Raw genomic sequence first — 17,071 nt, forward strand, 5'->3', positions numbered from 1 at the left:
AGGCAAACGGCCCGAGGTCATCTAACCTCGGGCCTACTTGCCCGATGGCGCCGCGTTGAGCGCCTTCAATATGTCGACGTGGAGCGCGGCGAGCGTCTCTCTGGCTCCGTCGGCGAGTTTCAGGGAGTCTGTCTCAGTGATCAACTGGGTGGCGATGACGGTCTTGCCCGGAGCCTTGATCTTGTGCTCCGTGCACCATGCTTCGACCGCCTTGCTGATTGAGGCGTCCTTGTCCAGATCCTCGAAGCGGAGCTCGGCCTTCTTGTTGCCTGTGCTGAGGAAGAAGGCGTTGACCAGCTCGAGGTAGCGGTCGGGATGAACAAAGTCCTCGATTGCCTTGGGCGCTGGAAACTGCTTGATCCGATCTTTGGGGATTTTCATCTCGTCGTGCAGTCGTCGTAAGTGCTTGTTCCCGCCCTCGTCGCCATCTACGAGGTAGACGACGCGGGCAGCGACCTCTTCGAGTTCGAGTCCGGTTCCGTGGTAGCTCGCGATACCGGGAGCCACCTGATAGTCCAGGTCGGCCGAGTCTGTGGCAAGCCGCATGAGGCTGGGAAGCAGAATCATGTCTCCAGCGCCTTCGGTCAAGACCGCTCTACGGAAGGCGGAGAATGCTGCTGCTCCTGCGCCCATCGCGAAGAGCAGGGGAGTGAAGCCGGGGCTGTCGTCGATGGTCCAGAAGTCGTTGCGGAGACGACTTGCATCCGAGCGGTTCTGGATCGGCTGGACCAGTCGGACGCCGGTACCGAGATCTCGCGGCAGGCAGCCGGGAGAGTGGGTGGTGTAGAAGACCTGTGTGGCCTCGACGTCGGAGGTAAGTACCTCAATCAGATCGGCTTGAGCGTCGTAGTGCAGATGAGTCTCGATCTCATCGACGAGGAGCACTGGCGGCACTTGGAATTCGTGGCGGGCCAGGAACGCGACAAGGGCGATGAAGGTGCGGAGGCCGTCGCTGCGCTCCTCGACTGGCGTGATCGCGCCGTCGGAGGCGTGCTCGCTGACGTTGATCTCGATCTGAGTTCCGCTCACGTTGAACTCGACGTCGAGGCTGTTCTGTCGCCACCTTGGGCCAAGGCGAGCCTTCAGCGCATCGTTCGCTTGTCGTTCCGCGGTCCGTGCTTTCCGTACCTGGTCTGTCTCTATCGCCTCCCACAGATCGGCGAGGTCAAGGTCGGCGACCCACGCGAGGTTCGCGAGGGCGTTGGGTGGGGAACTGCGGAGACTCTCGTCGGCGAGGTCGTAGGACGACTTGAGACTGCGGTCCTCCTCGCCAAACAAGATGAACCCCGGGGCGCGCTTCCTCAGGATGCCGCATGCTGAGTCGCCCGGATGCTCCGCCGAGAGAATCATGCGTACCTGGTTCAGGGACTCTATGGCGTCCAATGCGCCGATACCTTCGAGGCGATCGAGTGCGCCATCCCAGTGTTCATCCCACTCTTCGTCCCAGCCGCCGTCGGCGTCTTCCATGGCCTCTTGGACTGTCGCGGCATAGTGTGCGAGGTGTGGCTCGGATTCGTCTTCGTCGAACGGACCCTCGGACTCGAACGCGATTTGAAAGAGCTCGCGAGCCTTCTCGAAAGGGGCCTCGTTTCGACGCCCCGAAGGTACGAGACCGCTTTCGCGCTCTCCGTCGGCACGACGACCACGAACAAAAAGGTACGGAGGCTCTGCCAAGTCGAGGTCTTCGATAACTTTCAGGTCCTCCGGGTCCAGCCAGTAGATGACGTTGACAACTGCACTCCCCTCTACCGGCGGGGTTCTGCTGTTGCGGGCGATGGCCGGGAGTGCACCCTCGCCGTTGGCGAACCAGTCCAGCGCTCGCAGCACAGTCGTCTTGCCCGCCTCGTTTGGACCGAGGAACGCAATCATCTTGCCGCTGGTGTTGCATGCCGTGTCGGCGAGTCGCTGGTAACCCTTGAAGGCGATCTTTGAGACCCGCACCGACATCCTGCTTTCATCCCGATGACTGCGACTGTGGCTCAGCATCCAACCCGGATACCTGACCGGGTCATCACACTATGGGTGACCGCCGTCCGGGCCGGATCCTTCGGCTTAGATGATCGTCGACCTACCCCAATCTGGGTATGTGTTCGGTCCGCGCTACTGGACGGCTTCAGCGAACAGGGCACGCAGCCGTTCTCGGGCTCCCCTCACGTACTCGTCGCCTGTCGGCAGGTAGTTCTGCAGGTGGGTGGCTAGAGAGCGGCCGAGCAGCGAAGCGCCTTCAATGGGCTTGAATCCGTTCTCGTGTAGTGCGCGGGCAAGGCTGTGTCTGAGGTGGTGGATCTCGGTCAGGTGGGGGAGTCCTGCAGCGACAACCAACTTGTCGAAGCGAACGCTGAACGCGTCCGGGTGGACCAGTTCGCCGACAGCGTCGCGGATGACCAGTGAGTCGCCTGAAGGGCGACCCTGCAACATCCAGAGCTCTCGGAGGGCGGCAACGGTGCCGGGCACTACGTCCTCGACCGGGACCCACCGGACTGAGTTGTTGGCCTTGGCCTTTCCGCGCTCGGTGATCTTCTTGCACCCGGTCTTCACCCTCGACGCATGGACATGCACCTCGCCGTTCTCGAAGTCGACCGCTTCCCAGGCAAGGCCGAGCACCTCGGAGCGTCGCATTCCTGCAAGGCTGAGTCGGTAGCCGGCGCTCAACCATGGCTCGGCGGCGAGCGCCTCGATTGAGAGGCTGGCCAAGTGGTGGCGGAACGCGATCAGCTGGTCACGGCCCCAGGTGGTGATCTGTACAGGTTCGTCCTCGACGGGCTTCTTCGGTGTCTTCACCGCGTCGGCGGGATTCTTCTGGATCAGCCAGGACTCGACGGCGTAGTCGAGAACGAGCCAGAGGCTCGTCAGGGCGTAGACAACCGACCGGTGAGAGAGCGGCCTACCCTGAACACCTCCCTCGGTCGCCAAGGTGACGAGCAGGCCGCGAATGTCGGTCGTGGTGAGCTTCTGCACGCGAGTGTTCATGGGCAGCCTGGTGTCGGGCGGCTCCTGATCGACTGTGCGGCCGCCGTTGCGCGCGATCGAGGTATCGGCTTGCTCCGCTGGGATGCATGGAGCACCAATCCAGACCTCCATCGGTACTACTGCTCAATCCCAGGCGTCAGGATGCTGCGCATTGTTCCTGAACAACTCTCTGGCGCGCTCTTCGAACTCGAGGTCTCTGATGCCCGCGAGTCTCCGGGTAGACAATGAGGGGTGTGATTTGCGCGGCATGAACGACCCCAATATTAGTGACAGATCTGGAGAGATCAGGCAACCTGTCGCCCAGCGGAAGACGCATCGATACGCTGCGGTCAATCGGCGTGCCGTGCTTCAGGCGGCGGCGAATTCGGCGGAGGGGACTAGTGCTTTCAGACGCGGAGCTGCTCCTAGGTCTCGGGCGGCATCTTTCGACATACACCATCTCGTCAGCACATGCTGCGCTTGAGACTCTTCAACTCGCCGGTCAGGTCTACGAGCTGGCGTGGCGTCTGCGGAACTCTCAAATCTCATCGGCGAAACGTGTGGGCGCCATTGCGATCGAAGCTCACATTGGGAGCCGCCATCTCGATCGCGAAATTCTCCCGATCATGGAAACTCTAGGATGGATTGGATGTCGGCGGGGTGAGAATAATGAACCGCTTGAAGTCGAAGCGTTCATCCCGCCCAACGAAGTGCTCATCAACGATGCCGCCAGGATTCTGGATCAACTCATGGCATCGCCGCTTGAGCGTGCTGCACTTGTGATCCTCCGGGCGACGAGCCTTCAGCCACTGACTGAGGAAGCGGCGAAACAGGCCGGATCGGTGCACGGGGACGAAGCGGCATCTCAAGCGATCGAGCACCTCGCCGCAGTCGGCCTGCTACGACGTATCGACCGGGAGGTCGACCGTCCTGTCCTCTTCAACCCCAATATTTGGACGAACGATGAGCAGGTTGTGACCGCCGCCCTTCGCGCGGACGACGCGCGGGCCAGCGCCGAGGTAGGTGCACTTCTCGAGGAAGTATCTGGCCTGCCGGGGATTCCCGAGAAGCACGTAACCTCGACTGAGAAGAAATGGATCGACTTCGCTGTTTCTCAGGGGTTGGTGGACAGGTCGATCGTGCAGACTTCGGACGGCGTCGAAGAAGGTTTTCTCTTCAGCCCTCATCTCAAGAATGATCCATTCGGTGCAGGGCGAAACGATCCGTCTGGCCATGTGCGTCAACTCGTTGGGAGCATGATCTACGCAGCAACCTTCGCTACGTGGAAGTTGCACAATCCCAGTGCGTTTCTGTCCAAGTTGATCCGGGACGGTGAAGCGGGAAATGTTCGCCAGATTGGGACTGACTACCCGATGCTCGAGACTGCTGGAACGATCCGAGTGGCACCGGGTACGTGGAACGGCGCGCATCGCATGATCCTCTTGCAGTCGGAGGTGGCGGAGGCGGCACTAGAGATTATTGACTCTCGAATCGGTTCCTCTAGTGCTTCCGTAGGGAGCCTGTACAGCCTTGGCGACCAACGCTCATATGCCCACGTTGAGGCCGAGAGGGCGCGGATGGCCGCGATGGCAGAGACGAGTGACAGCGAAGCGGCACGCCTGGTTGCAGCTCTCCGTGATGTGGCTTCGGGAGGTTCGTTCGGTGCCTGACGAGGAACTACCTCTGGAACCCGTGGTATCCGAGGACAACACCGACCAGAGCGATTCTCCAAGCACTGCCGAGGAGAAGCTTGGTGCTCAGGTGGATGCCGGTTCAAGCCTTGACGATGCCTCCGATGCTCCGGAACCAGACGAGTCTTCATCGGAGATCCAGGAGCCGGCGAAGCAGGGGACACCATCGCAAGGCGTATCGGCCAACACCCGTGCTGGAGGTTCGAAGCGCGTGCGGCGAGGAGCAGGCGGACGCCCATCCGACGTCGGAACGAAGCGTAACTTGGGAGCCGATCTCGAACGGCGTGTAGGTCGCGTTGAGTTCACTGACGGTGCGCTCGTGCGTTTGCGGGGGCCGATCCGCGTCGAGGCAGACAGCGGTCGTGATGTCCTAACCGATATCGACGTACTTGCCGTCGATGTAGACGGCCGCTTGCGCGTCACCCGATCGATCCTGGAATGCAAGAGTGGTAAAGGGCAATCGGGCGAACCGGACCGACTGTTGTGGCTGTCTGGGCTACAGCGTTTCCTTGGCTTCGAGCGGGCTGTGTTGGTGCGGCAGACAATCTCTAGGAGGGGTCGTGCGTTAGCTCGTCGCCTCGGTGTGGGCATGCTGGACGTAGCGACGTTGAGTGACCGCGAGAAGACACGCGCTTGGGCACCAGAGACCTTTGCTCACATCGATGGCGCTCAATGCATGGAGGCCGAGAGGCGCACGGACGTCCAACTCAAAGGGCTAGGTCATCTACCCAGTGACCTCGTGGCATTCCTGCGGCACGACGCGCTGCGTGCACAGCCGCACGAGGCTATCCGGGCTGTTGCGACCTTCGGGCGTCGGGTAAGCGAAGGCGGGGTCCTGCCGCAACCGACGCGCGAAGTTCTGAGCGGCCACGCGTTGGTCGCGTTGTCTTTGGCAGCGATCACGGACGCTGGCGAACTGGATCGCAGGTCCCCAAGCGAAATCCTGGAAAGGACCAGCACGGCAGTGATCACCGGGGACCCGGACGATGACCAGGTGCTTAATCTGCTCGCCAGGGCAGATGAACTGACCAACCTGATGGTTCGGCGTGTTCACGATGCCTACGGTGCCGCCGGCGCGGCTCGACTTGAACTACAGATGCCGTCTCTTCATGATCTCGTCGCGCAACGGCCTAGCTGGGTTCCCGTGTACGTAGACCTCGTGGAGAGGTATCGAGCAAACTCCGCGGTCTCTCGCGAACTCCTACAGACGATTGAACTTGCCGTGTTCGATGCGCTCTTGGGTGGGGAGTCCTATAAGTCACCCGCCTTCGATCACCTGTTTTCGACCGAGCACCGCTACCTGCTCAACGCCACACTTCGCTGCCTCGGTGAGATCGCGGGGCCAGCGGTCGCCGAGTCCCTGGGCGCCATTCTTTCCCTGGACTTCTCGCGCTCCATGGGTACAAGAGACCATGACGTCTCCCAGCCTTGAGTCCAACATTGGATTGTCGAATTTAAGCCTCTGGTTCAACCACTGTTACGGCCTTGCTGTCCTGAAAATACAGAAGATTGGCGTACGTTATTTCGCTTTCTTCGAGTTCCTCTAAGTTGCCATTGTCTACCAGTTCGGCGCGAACGAAGTATTCGATTCCAGGCGGGGGCATAGTAAGCCAGCAGCGCCATGCAACCCCATCCTCGCGCGCATCCGGGGACCGCATCTCGCAGGTAGCGAATGTGACGTGTATATCCGTCGGCTCGATCACTTCGAGCGACTTGGCGTCGTATGCTCTTACTCTGACGCTGTACTTGCGGTCCTCATAACCCGCAAGGTTGGCGTGAACCCACACCATGACACCGAAGTCGCCCCAGCGCTCCTTATCGACAGGGAATCCAGTTTGGTACTCGTACTCCCTGTAGCCCACGTTCTGCGCCACCGCTAGGTGAGTTAGCTCGGCTCCTAATTTGTCTCGTGGTTCGAGTTTCGGGAGCACAATGTATAGGGCAGTCGAGATTGCGGCCGTTGCGCCGGCTAGCGCCACAACTGAACCAAGGGCGGCTTTCGCAAGACGAACGAGGAGCGCCACCCAATCGGTCGTCCCTGTACGCGAGCGTCGTGGGTTCGGCGCATCAGTTTCTGACACACCAAGAAGATGTCACAGAACCGCGTTCCCGCGCATCAGGATCGCCACTGACCCGTTGGTATTAAGGTACCCGGAGCATCTCTGCTACCGCGCAAGGAGCGCAAGGCAGCGGAGGCTCAGAAGCCGGAGACGACGACGATGACTCGTTCCTCGAAGGTCCGGCCGTGATGCTCGACGTGCTCGCGATTTACCGCTGAGTGCGGCTCTTCGTCCGAGACGCCCCGCACTAGCAACCTGGCTAGGGCCACGCCAGGGGTCTATGAGTTGCCTGGCTGAACGGCACGCGGACGGCACACCAACCCAGGCACAGTCGGCGCTACTCGGTGGCAGTCGTTCGCGCTCAGGCGCAGGTGGGAGCGTGCCTTTGAATCAGGACTAGCGACGTAGGTTCGACTCCTACCCGGGGAGCAGAAAACTCACGCTGACCTGCGTCTTGGCAGGCCACAGCTCCATCGAGTCGCCGAGAGTTGGGCCGATCGCTCCGTCCGCGGGCCGCGGTGCCGCCCGATGCCGCTGTCCCTCAGCGTTCGGGCAGGCGCCCGTCCAGCACCGGGCGCATGAACGTCCGCTCGTACCGCCGGACGCATCCTGATTCTTCTCGTATCGCGTCCGCGGCGATGAAGTCTGGGTCGGTGCCAAAGCGGGCTCGGAATCGCTCGTACTCGGCGAGGGAGGGAAAGGAGAACAGCGCGAGGGCCTTGTCGCTGGCGCCCTCGCTTGGCAGGAAGTACCCGTGGTGGGTCCCTCCGTGCCGGTTGACCAGCGCGATCCACGCTTGGGCGAACCGTTCGAAGTCCTGCAGCTTGCTCGAATCGACCGTGTAGTCGATGACGCACGTGATCATGGCTCCAGCCTAGGCGTCGACGACGCGTTCACCCGCCGGTCGCTCGTCTGCGCAAGGCTTCAATCCCGGACCTCGGCGTACCGCCGTTCTGCAACGCCTGCCGTGACGAGGTAGCGGCGGAACATGGGCGCTTTCCTCGGAAACCGCGCGGCCGGGCCGATGTCGCATCATAGGCTCCCTCCGCATGAGGGACGAGGCGATGAAGATCCCCGCCTTCGTCCGTTACTGGACGGCGTCGACGACGGGGGCGTTCGGCACCGCCGTCTCGGTCGTCGCGGTCCAGGTGCTCGTCGTCCAGGTGCTGGTCGCCTCGCCTATGGAGGTCGGCATCGTGAACGCCGCCAGAGTTCTGCCGTACGCCTTCTTGGGGCTCTTCGCGGGTGTCCTCGTCGACCGGGTGCGACGCAAACCGCTGTTGGTCTGGTCGAACGCGGCGCAGGCGGTCGCCCTGCTGGCCATCCCGGTGCTGTGGCTGGCCGACGCCCTCACGTTGGTCGTAGTAGCTGCCGTGCTCTTCGTGGTCGGTGCCCTCTCTGTTCTCGAGATCGCTGCGCGGCAGTCATTCCTTCCCCGGCTGGTTCCGAAGCGAGCGCTGCTCTCGGCGAACGCGCGCATCGATCAGGGCGACACGGTCGCGATGACGTCGGGACCGGCCCTGGGCGGCGGGTTGGTCGCGTTGATCGGGGCGCCTTTCGCGGTCGTCGCTGATGTGCTCACCTGTGCGCTCGGGGCGGTGATGAACGCTCGTCTACGCGTCGAGGAGCCTCCGCTGCCGCGTCGGCCGAGCACGCCGAGCCAGGTGCTGGCGGACATCAGCGTCGGGGTGGGTTACATCTACCGCCATCGCACCATCGCCCCGCACGCGATCTCGACCCACATCTGGTTCATCGGCAACGCGATGGCGCTGACGGCGTTCGCGCCGTTCGCACTGCGCGAGCTGGGACTCGGTGCGCTCGGCTATGGCGTGGTCATGGCGTTCACCGGCGTCGGCGGTCTGGCCGGAGCACTGCTCGCTGTCAAAGCCGGATTTCGTCTGGGGGCGGGAGGCGCCACGCTGCTCGGCTTCGCTGTCGCACCGGTGGCATGGGGAGCTTCTGCGCTGGCACCGCCGACCGCAGCCGGCATCGTGATCCTCGCTGCCGCACAGGTGATGGCCGGGTTCGGCATGGGCGTCGGGAACTCCAACTCATTGGGCTATCGGCAAGCGGTGACACCGGATGAACTCCAGGGGCGGATGAATGCGAGCATCCGGTCCGCGAACCGCACCTGCGCTGTGGTCGGTGCTCTGGCTGGTGGTCTGGTCGCCCAGCTGCTGGGGCTTCGCCAAGCCTTGTGGGTGGCTGTCGCTCTCTTCGTGATCGCGGCAGCGGTCGTGTTCGGCTCACCGTTCCGTACAGCTCGCCACGAATGAGGAAAGCAGGAGGGCACGGCGGGTAGACCGCAGCGTCGGCGTCAGTCGGTGATCGTTCGGGCGATGCGGAAGCCCAGGTCGTCGAAGGCAGCCTGCGGATTGGTCTTGCGACGGACGCCGACCCGGCAGCTCCAGTGTGCGTCGCTCCAGCCGCCACCTCGGATGATGCGGTACGACCCGTACACCTCTGCGTCATAGAGGTCCCAGCACCATTCCCACACCCCGCCCAAGGTGTCGAACAGCCCCCAGGCGTTGGGCATCTTCCTTGCAACCGGGTGCAGCGATCCTTGGGAGTTGTCGGCGTACCAGCCGATGTCGTCCAGGTCGCCGTAGCGCGGGCCGGTCGAGTCTGCCCGGCAGACGACCTGCCATTCCGCATCCGTGGGTAGTCGATACCCGTTCGCCTCTCGGTCCCACGTCACGCGCCAGTCGTCGGGGGCTGGTTCGTCGTGCGGAGTCCAGGTGCTGTCTCCACGGGCAGGCGGCTCGACCGTCGTGATGGCGTAGGGCGGGGTGAGTCCGTCCCTCAGGGACATCTCGTTGCAGAAGGTGATCGCTTGGCGCCAGCTGACATCGACCTTCGGGAGGTCCGCCTCATGTGGCGCGGTCATCGTGTCGAACACCGCGTTCCACTGCCGGACGGTGACGACCGTCGTAGCGATCTCGAACGGATCGACTTCGACCGTCCACGTCCGCCCGGTCCGGCGGTCCACGATGGCCTCGGCGACAGGGCCGCCAGAAGGCAGCCGAACCATGTCGATCAGCACACGCGCATCCTCTCGTACGGCGTCGAGTGCTCGCGCGGCTCAGTCGGCGTGGCGGCGGAGGAAGCCGCGGAGGATGTCGTTGAACATCTGCGGGTTCTCGAGGTTGCTGACGTGACCGCAGTCGGGGACGACGGCGAGGCCGGCGCCCCGGATTCGGCGAGCGAACTCGTGGGCAACCGACAACGGCGACCGCGCGTCGAGTGCGCCCCAGATGAGTTGGGTGGGCACCCGGATCGTGTCGAGCACGTCGGTCAGATCGGCCCGGGCCATCGCGGTCAGGGCGGTCAGCATGCTGTGGCGGCGTACGTCGGCTGCCATCGTCTCCAACAGGGGCAGAAACTCCGCCGGCGGAGAGCCGGCGAAGAGGCCCGGGAGGGTCGGGTCGAAGCCGTCCTCCGGCTGGTCGCGCAGACCGGCGAGCCGGGCATCGGCCTCGGCGGGTCCGAGCGAGCCGCGCCAGCCGGCGTAGCCGTCCGCGAGCACCAGGCTTCGCGCCAGCGACGGGTGACGTCGATACAGCTCCAGGATCACGGTCACTCCCCAGGAGAGCCCGACGAGGGCGCACGGAGAGATGTCCAGGGTGCGGATCAGACCCGCCAAGCGATCTGCGTAGTCGCTCAGCGCGAAACCTGCGGGTACGTCGCCCGAGCCGCCAGCTCCAGGTTCGTCCCATGCGATGACGGTGAACTCGTCGGAGAGCGCGTCGAGCTGTGGGGTCCAGGCGCGGCCGTCCTCTGCGCCGCCGTGGACGAACACGACCGCAGGACCGCTCCCGGCTCGCCGGAAGGCAAGGCGCAACCCGTCGATCTCGACGACCTCCATGGATGGAGGCTAGCGCTTGTCCTCCTCGGGGTCATGCCGACCGCGTGAGCGGGGTTTGGGCGGAAATGGCCATGCGCTGTTCACTTTCGGGTAAGGTCACCGGGCTTCCTGTGGACGTCCGCGTGTCGCGCTTGTGATTCCGAAGTTGCGCGGGAAGGCATGGATACTGGCCTGTATCTGGGCCGTGGGGGAGCAGGGTGTAAAGTCGCCCAAACTACTCGACAAACACTTGGAGGAAGCGTGGGCATGGGACCGGTCATCGGTTACGTACCTGGCGTGTTCGATCTCTTCCACATCGGTCACCTCAACATGCTTCGCCAGGCGCGCGAGCGCTGCGACACGTTGATTGCGGGTGTGGTCTCCGACGAGGTCTGCGAGACGGCCAAGGGGATCATCCCGACCGTCCCGCTGGTCGAGAGGCTCGAGATCGTCGAGGCGATCGGGATCGTGGACGCGGTCTACGCCGAGCGCACCACCGACAAGGTCGACTCCTGGCGCGAGGTCGGGTTCACCCACCTCTTCAAGGGCGATGACTGGAAGGGCACCGAGAAGGGTGACGCCCTCGAGATGAAGATGGCCTCCGTCGGCGTCGAGGTGGTCTACTTCCCCTATACCCTCCAGACCAGCAGCACCGCCCTGCGGAAGGCGATCGCGCGAGAAGGTGCCCAGGTCTCGTGACCGTCAGCGCCCTCACGCCCGGCGAACAGTTCGAGATCTCCGACGAGGGGGTCCTCGTCCGGAACTCCTCCACGCAGGTCCTGGTCCTCTCCGTCGACGGCCAGTACGTCTGGTCCCTCACCCCCGAGCGTGACGGCCACCCGGCGGCCGGCGGCACCTTGGTGCCGTGGCCGAACGTCCTCACCCGGTTCCTGAACGGCTCCGCGACGATGACCATCGCCGACTACGAGGGCGAGGTGCTCTTCGAGGAGAAGATCTCCCTCGGCTCCGGTGAGGGAGCCATCTCGATCGTCGACGGCAGCGGCAACCCGCTCAGCGTCGACAAGGTCGGCCACCTGACCCGCTCGTTCGAGGCCACCGACGAAAGCATCCGCGCAGAGATCCTCGACGGCACCCAGCGGGTCCTCGCCGACCTCCGCGACGTGGTCGGCGTCGAGGCCTACCTCAACTACGGCGCGCTCCTCGGCGCGATCCGCGAGGGCCGGATGCTCGGGCACGACTCCGACACCGACGTCTGCTACCTCTCCAAGCACACCGTCCCGGCCGAGATCATCACTGAGTCGTACGCCATCGAGCGCATCATGCGCGAGCGCGGCTGGAGCATCCTGCGGATGTCAGGTGGCGACATCAAGGTGCTGCACCAGGTCTCCGACGGCCGGAAGGTGCACATCGACATCTTCGTGGCGTTCTACGTGCCGGACGAGGACGGCGAGCCGGTCTTCTACCAGCTCGGCAACCGCTCCGGCCGGCTGCGCCGTGAGGCGATCGTGCCGGTGTCGACGATCAACCTGCACGGCTACGACTTCCCGGCTCCCGCCGAGCCCGAGGAGATGCTGGCCTTCATCTACGGTCCGCAATGGCGCACCCCGGACCCGTCGTTCAAGTACGCAGACCCGCCGGCCGGCGTACGTCGCCTGGACGGGTGGCTGCGCGGTTTCCGCACCGACATGGGGCACTGGACCGAGTTCCACAGCAGCCACAAAGGTGACCTCGAGGGCAAGCAGTCGTCCTTCGGCGAGTGGGTTCTCGAGCAGCTGCCAGAGGACGCCAAGGTGGTCGAGATCGGGGCCGGTGCGGTCGGGCGCGACGCGCGCTACTTCGCCCGCGAGGGTCACCAGGTTCAGGCCCTCGACTTCTCCCGGGCCGCTGTCGCGGCGGTTCGCCGACGGGCCAACCGCAACAAGCTCTCGGTGACCGCCGACCAGCTCATCCTCGGCGAGCTCCGGCAGACATTGACGCTGGGCGCGCGGCTGGCCCGGGACCCCCACCATCTCTACGCCCGCGACCTGATCGGCTGCCTCGACAAGGGCGCGCGAAGCCAGCTCTGGACCCTGTCGAAGATGGCGCTGCGCCCAGGCGGCGGCAAGCTCTACCTCGAGTTCGCGGTCACCGGTGAGAACCTCCCCGAGCCGAAGCCCGAGGGCCTCGTACGTCGCGTCGACCCTGCCGTCGTCCAGGCCGAGATCGAGGCGGCCGGCGGGGTGGTCGAGCATCTCGAGATCAGCGATGGGCAGGACATGCTCGGCGACCCGCTGCCGGGCGTCGCGCGGCTGCGCGCCTCGTGGCCTTCCCCCAGACACCGTGCAGAAGGAAACTGACATGTCCGACGAATCCAGCATCAAGAACATCGCGCGCGGTGCGCGCGACGCGGCCCGCACGCGTGCCTCGATGGTCCGCCGCATCGAGGCGCTCGAGGCCGAGGTGCAGGAGCAGCGCCAGCTCAACCGGCGCGTCGCCGAGCTGACCGACGTGGTCGCCGAGCTGCTCATCCCGCTGCAGGACGCCGACAAGGAGAAGGCGGAGAAGATCCTCGCGGAGTACCGCTCCCGGATCTGAGCCTCGTCGAGGCGCTCGCGCGCGTCGCACGACCTGCGGCACGGCCTCACGCTTCGTGACCCTAGACTGAGCCGACATGAGCGAGCTCACCGTGATCGTGCTGGCCGCCGGGGGCGGCACCCGGATGAAGTCCAAGACTCCCAAGATGCTCCACCAGATCGCGGGGCGGAGTCTGGTCGGCCACGTCCTCGCCGCGGTCTCGGAGGCCGGGGCGTCCCGGGTCGTCGCGGTCGTGGGACACCAGCGGGAGCTGGTCGAGCCACACATCGCCGAGATCCTCCCCGAGGCCGTGATCGCGGTCCAGGGCGAGCAGCTCGGCACGGCACACGCCGTGCGGATGGCGGTCGAGACGGCGTCGGTCGCCGCCGGGACGGTCGTGGTGACGTACGGCGACACGCCTCTGCTGCGCGGGGAGTCGCTGCGCGCGCTGGTGGCCGACCACGAGGCCGCCGGGCGGGCTGCGACGATCCTGAGCGGGATCGTCCCGGAGCCCTTCGGCTACGGCCGGATCCTGCGCGCCGGTGATGGGCCCGGTGCGGGGGTCAGCGGGATCGTCGAGGAGAAGGACGCGACCGACGAGCAGCGGTCGATCACCGAGATCAACTCGGGGATCATCGCCTTCGACGGGGCGTTCCTGGCCGGCGTACTGCCCAGGATCGGCAACGACAACGCCAAGAAGGAGTTCTACCTCACCGACGCGATCGAGCTGGCTGTCGCCGACGGGCTGGGCGTGGACGCGTACGTCCTCGACGACGTCAGCGAGGCCGAGGGCGCCAACGACCGGGCTCAGCTCGCCGCGCTCGGGAAGATCCTCAACGACCGGATCGTGACCCGGTGGATGAAGGACGGGGTCACGGTGATGGACCCGGCCACGACCTGGATCGACGCCGACGTCGAGCTTTCGCCCGACGTCACCATCCTGCCGGGCACCCAGCTCATCGGTGCCACCCGGATCGACGAGGACGCGGTGATCGGTCCCGACTGCACGCTGAAGGACACCGAGGTCGGCCACGGCGCCCGAGTGGTGCGTACGCAGGCAGAGCTCGCCGTCGTCGGACCCGGTGCCAACGTCGGGCCGTTCTCCTACCTGCGCCCGGGCACGGTGCTCAGTGAAGACGGCAAGATCGGCGGCTTCGTCGAGGTCAAGAACTCGACCATCGGCGTGGGAGCCAAGGTGCCGCACCTGTCCTACGTCGGAGACGCGACGATCGGGGAGGGCACCAACATCGGGGCCGGGACGATCTTCGCCAACTACGACGGGGTCAACAAGCACAAGACCCGGATCGGGCGCCACGTGAAGTCGGGCTCTGGTGTGACCTTCGTCGCCCCGGTGGTCGTCGGAGACGGTGCGACGACCGGTGGTGAGGCCCTGATCCGCGAGGACGTGCCGGCCGGTGCGCTGGCCGTCTCCGCAGGTCAGCAGCGGACCATCGAGGGATGGACGCTGTCGAAGAGGGCGGGCACGCCGCAGGCAGCCGCTGCCGAGGAAGCGCTCGAGGCGGGCGTACCCATCATCGGTGAACCCCCGGCGACAGGGGAGTGACGTCGGGGGTTGGGTCCGGCGGCGTAGTTGATGGAGAATCCAAGGGCAGTGACCCCGGGGGTAGGAGCCAGCACATGACCAAGCGCACCACCGAGAAGCAGTTGATGCTCTTCAGCGGCCGGGCCCACCCGGTCCTAGCGGAGGAGGTCGCTGACCTGCTTGGCACGAAGCTGACGCCGACTGCGGCCTACGACTTCGCAAACTCCGAGATCTACGTACGCTACGAGGAGTCGGTGCGCGGTTCGGACGCGTTCGTCATCCAGTCGCACACGGCGCCGATCAACCAGTGGCTCATGGAGCACCTGATCATGGTCGACGCGCTGAAGCGGGCCTCGGCCAAGCGGATCACCGTCGTCATGCCGTTCTGGGGCTACTCCCGCCAGGACAAGAAGCACCGTGGTCGCGAGCCGATCTCGGCGCGTCTGGTCGCTGACATGTTCAAGACCGCGGGTGCGGACCGGATCATCTCCGTCGACCTCCACGCCGACCAGCTCCAGGGCTACTTCGACGGCCCGGTCGACCACCTGATGGCGCTGCCGCTGCTGACCGACTACATCAAGGACAAGTACGGCGACCAGCCGCTGGCGGTCGTGTCGCCCGACGCCGGCCGGATCAAGGTCGCCGAGCGGTGGGCCGCGCGGCTCGGTGGAGCGCCGCTGGCGTTCATCCACAAGACCCGCGACATCAACCGGCCCAACGAGACCGTCGCCAACCGTGTCGTGGGTGAGGTCAAGGACCGCATCTGCATCCTCACCGACGACATGATCGACACCGGTGGCACGATCGTGAAGGCCGCCGACGCGATCATGGCCGAGGGTGCGGCCGGTGTGATCATCTGCGCCACCCACGCGATCCTCTCCGACCCGGCCGTCGACCGGCTGAAGAACTCCAAGGCCATCGAGGTCGTCATCACCAACACCCTCCCGGTGCCGGAGGAGAAGCAGTTCGACAAGCTCACCACGCTCTCCATCGCCCCCATGCTCGCCCGTGCGATCCGTGAGGTCTTCGAGGACGGCTCGGTGACCTCGATGTTCGACGGTCACGCCTGACGCTGGCTTCTCCGTGACCGGCGACTTCGAGCTGACGACGGACGAGCTGCGGGTCGTCGCCCGCTACGTCGCCGAGTCCGCCGCCGAGGTCCTGCCGGTCTTCGAGGCGGCTCGTCCCGACGACCATCGACCCAGGTTGGCGCTGGATGCGGCCTGGGAGTTCGTCGGCGGTACGAGGCGTACGAAGCTGCAGCGGGTCACCTCCATGGACGCTCATCGCGCGGCCAAGGAGGCGCCCGCCGAGGCCTCTCGGCTGGCGGCGCGTTGTGCTGGCGATGCCGCGTCGGCGGCATATCTTCATCCGCTCGCCGACGCTGCTCAGGTCGGGCACATCCTGCGTGCTGCTGCTAGCGTCGCTCGGATCGCGGAGATCGATGCTTCGGGCGACCTTGGGGCTGCTTCGGTGTCGCTGGACCGTGCTGTCGATCGTGCTACGCCGGGGCTTGTCGATGTGCTTGTGCGGTATCCCGCTTTGTCTGGTGGGGGGAACCGGGTTGCTTCGCTCATGTGTGAGCTGGATGGGCGCTTGAGGTCGCTTCGCTGACGGTGTCGGCTCCGGTGGTCGAGCTTGTCGACCTCGCCCCGCTGGTCGAGCTTGTCGACCTCGCCCCGCTGGTCGAGCTTGTCGACCTCGCCCCGCTGGTCGAGCCGCCGGAGCCGCTAGGCGGAGGCGTGTCGAGACCAACACGGTCTTCCGGTGGTCGAGCTTGTCGAGACCTCCCTGCCGGAAGCCTTTCGCCCGAAGGCTGATGTGGGCCGCCGACCCTTCTTCGAGGGTGTTCTCGACATGCCCCGGCGTCAAGGACGGCCTTCGGCCGCCGGCTACGCCGGCCGCTTCGCGGTCCTGGACACCGGACCAAGTCGAGAAAAGATTTGGCTGGCTATCGGGGCGGCGGCCCGGGTGTGGCGCGGAGGGGATCTTGCTTCGGAACGGTGATGCGCGTGGGGTGGAAGGGGTGGCCCTTCGGGCCACTTACCATCCACAGGTTCGCCGCCGTTCACTCATCGCGAAAAGTGTGTTTGACCTGGGCAGATAGGTATCAAAGGAGGTGTGGAAGAGGTAGAACCGGAGGTACTACGACACGCCTTTGAAGGGAGGTGACAGCCATGAGCATCGACCACTGGGGAACCGGCCCCACCGACCTTCTCGAATCTGCTCTTGCTGCCATCGAAACCTCCCTCGAACAGCTCCTCGCGATGGACCCGACCTACTGGCGCACCAGTCAGAAGAAGGACTTCCTGGCCTGGGTGGAGAAGCTCCAGGCACAGCAGGCTGCGTTGACGCTGCGGGTGCTGGCTGTTTCGGGTGACATCGCCGCCGAGACCGGCGACAAGGACGCCTCCGCGTGGATGCGGGCCGAGCTGCTGGTCGACAAAGGTGCGGCCAGGTCGCAGATCAA

15 protein-coding genes and 1 pseudogene are annotated in these 17,071 nt (G+C 65.0%); 10 read left to right on the forward strand and 6 right to left on the reverse strand.

The window, feature by feature from the left end; translation table 11 throughout:
* Positions 1-33: 33 nt before the first annotated feature.
* A complete protein-coding gene (locus tag ABZZ22_RS15975) occupies positions 34-1,947 on the reverse strand; it encodes an AAA family ATPase (RefSeq protein ID WP_354933003.1) in 1,914 nt (637 codons plus the stop codon).
* 153 nt (positions 1,948-2,100) lie between these two features.
* The gene (locus ABZZ22_RS15980) at positions 2,101-2,958 is read right to left on the reverse strand and encodes a tyrosine-type recombinase/integrase (protein WP_354933005.1); all 858 of its coding nucleotides are present in this window, start codon (positions 2,956-2,958) and stop codon (positions 2,101-2,103) included.
* A 551-nt stretch (positions 2,959-3,509) separates the two neighbouring features.
* Here ABZZ22_RS15980 and ABZZ22_RS15985 point away from each other — a divergent pair.
* Both ABZZ22_RS15985 and ABZZ22_RS15990 read left to right on the forward strand, forming a co-directional pair.
* The gene (locus ABZZ22_RS15985) at positions 3,510-4,619 is read left to right on the forward strand and encodes a hypothetical protein (RefSeq protein WP_354933007.1); all 1,110 of its coding nucleotides are present in this window, start codon (positions 3,510-3,512) and stop codon (positions 4,617-4,619) included.
* On the forward strand, positions 4,612-6,072 hold the full coding sequence (locus ABZZ22_RS15990; protein ID WP_354933009.1) for a hypothetical protein: 1,461 nt from the start codon (positions 4,612-4,614) through the stop codon (positions 6,070-6,072). Before ABZZ22_RS15985 ends, ABZZ22_RS15990 begins: the two co-directional genes overlap by 8 nt.
* 22 nt (positions 6,073-6,094) lie before the next feature.
* On the opposite strand, the gene ABZZ22_RS15995 is transcribed toward ABZZ22_RS15990, so the two are convergent.
* Both ABZZ22_RS15995 and ABZZ22_RS16000 read right to left on the reverse strand, forming a co-directional pair.
* Positions 6,095-6,664, reverse strand: a complete 570-nt coding sequence (locus tag ABZZ22_RS15995) for a hypothetical protein (protein ID WP_354933011.1) — start codon at positions 6,662-6,664, stop codon at positions 6,095-6,097.
* A gap of 577 nt (positions 6,665-7,241) precedes the next feature.
* Positions 7,242-7,565: an NIPSNAP family protein gene (locus tag ABZZ22_RS16000; protein ID WP_354933013.1), complete on the reverse strand. Its 324-nt coding sequence runs from the start codon at positions 7,563-7,565 to the stop codon at positions 7,242-7,244.
* Positions 7,566-7,749: 184 nt separating this feature from the next.
* Here ABZZ22_RS16000 and ABZZ22_RS16005 point away from each other — a divergent pair, with 184 nt between their 5' ends.
* Positions 7,750-8,976 carry an MFS transporter gene (locus ABZZ22_RS16005; protein WP_354933015.1) on the forward strand — a complete coding sequence of 409 codons (1,227 nt, stop codon included), beginning with the start codon at positions 7,750-7,752 and terminating at the stop codon, positions 8,974-8,976.
* 41 nt (positions 8,977-9,017) lie between these two features.
* Here the strand turns inward: ABZZ22_RS16005 and ABZZ22_RS16010 are convergent, their stop codons facing one another.
* Both ABZZ22_RS16010 and ABZZ22_RS16015 read right to left on the reverse strand, forming a co-directional pair.
* The gene (locus ABZZ22_RS16010; protein ID WP_354933017.1) at positions 9,018-9,743 is read right to left on the reverse strand and encodes an SUMF1/EgtB/PvdO family nonheme iron enzyme; all 726 of its coding nucleotides are present in this window, start codon (positions 9,741-9,743) and stop codon (positions 9,018-9,020) included.
* A 39-nt stretch (positions 9,744-9,782) separates the two neighbouring features.
* On the reverse strand, positions 9,783-10,565 hold the full coding sequence (locus ABZZ22_RS16015) for an alpha/beta fold hydrolase (protein ID WP_354933019.1): 783 nt from the start codon (positions 10,563-10,565) through the stop codon (positions 9,783-9,785).
* 246 nt (positions 10,566-10,811) lie between these two features.
* Here ABZZ22_RS16015 and ABZZ22_RS16020 point away from each other — a divergent pair, with 246 nt between their 5' ends.
* The 7 genes and pseudogenes from ABZZ22_RS16020 to ABZZ22_RS16050 all read left to right on the forward strand — a co-directional run.
* Positions 10,812-11,243: an adenylyltransferase/cytidyltransferase family protein gene (locus ABZZ22_RS16020; protein ID WP_354933021.1), complete on the forward strand. Its 432-nt coding sequence runs from the start codon at positions 10,812-10,814 to the stop codon at positions 11,241-11,243.
* Positions 11,240-12,841 (forward strand): class I SAM-dependent methyltransferase, encoded by a 1,602-nt coding sequence (locus ABZZ22_RS16025; protein ID WP_354933023.1) that lies wholly within the window; start codon positions 11,240-11,242, stop codon positions 12,839-12,841. The genes ABZZ22_RS16020 and ABZZ22_RS16025 overlap by 4 nt, the downstream gene beginning before the upstream one ends.
* A gap of 1 nt (position 12,842) precedes the next feature.
* Positions 12,843-13,079, forward strand: coding sequence for a DUF6752 domain-containing protein (locus ABZZ22_RS16030; RefSeq protein WP_354933025.1), 237 nt, complete (start codon positions 12,843-12,845; stop codon positions 13,077-13,079).
* A 76-nt stretch (positions 13,080-13,155) separates the two neighbouring features.
* A complete protein-coding gene (glmU, locus tag ABZZ22_RS16035; protein ID WP_354933027.1) occupies positions 13,156-14,622 on the forward strand; it encodes a bifunctional UDP-N-acetylglucosamine diphosphorylase/glucosamine-1-phosphate N-acetyltransferase GlmU in 1,467 nt (488 codons plus the stop codon).
* A gap of 74 nt (positions 14,623-14,696) precedes the next feature.
* Positions 14,697-15,671 carry a ribose-phosphate diphosphokinase gene (locus ABZZ22_RS16040; RefSeq protein WP_354933029.1) on the forward strand — a complete coding sequence of 325 codons (975 nt, stop codon included), beginning with the start codon at positions 14,697-14,699 and terminating at the stop codon, positions 15,669-15,671.
* Between the two features lie 13 nt (positions 15,672-15,684).
* Complete coding sequence (locus ABZZ22_RS16045) at positions 15,685-16,215, forward strand: putative immunity protein (RefSeq protein WP_354933031.1); 531 nt, start codon at positions 15,685-15,687, stop codon at positions 16,213-16,215.
* A 563-nt stretch (positions 16,216-16,778) separates the two neighbouring features.
* Positions 16,779-17,071: pseudogene (locus ABZZ22_RS16050) on the forward strand (HNH endonuclease); the annotation flags it as partial.

The sequence above is a fragment of the Nocardioides sp. NPDC006273 genome, from assembly GCF_040613495.1.
Lineage (GTDB): Bacteria > Actinomycetota > Actinomycetes > Propionibacteriales > Nocardioidaceae > Nocardioides.

Coding starts and splice junctions, on each gene's coding strand:
- ABZZ22_RS15975 (WP_354933003.1), bottom strand. CDS start 1,947: ATGTCGGTGCGGGTCTCAAAGATCGCCTTCAAGGGTTACCAGCGACTC.
- ABZZ22_RS16015 (WP_354933019.1), bottom strand. CDS start 10,565: ATGGAGGTCGTCGAGATCGACGGGTTGCGCCTTGCCTTCCGGCGAGCC.
- ABZZ22_RS16005 (WP_354933015.1), top strand. CDS start 7,750: ATGAGGGACGAGGCGATGAAGATCCCCGCCTTCGTCCGTTACTGGACG.
- ABZZ22_RS16030 (WP_354933025.1), top strand. CDS start 12,843: ATGTCCGACGAATCCAGCATCAAGAACATCGCGCGCGGTGCGCGCGAC.
- ABZZ22_RS16000 (WP_354933013.1), bottom strand. CDS start 7,565: ATGATCACGTGCGTCATCGACTACACGGTCGATTCGAGCAAGCTGCAG.
- glmU (WP_354933027.1), top strand. CDS start 13,156: ATGAGCGAGCTCACCGTGATCGTGCTGGCCGCCGGGGGCGGCACCCGG.
- ABZZ22_RS16020 (WP_354933021.1), top strand. CDS start 10,812: ATGGGACCGGTCATCGGTTACGTACCTGGCGTGTTCGATCTCTTCCAC.
- ABZZ22_RS16040 (WP_354933029.1), top strand. CDS start 14,697: ATGACCAAGCGCACCACCGAGAAGCAGTTGATGCTCTTCAGCGGCCGG.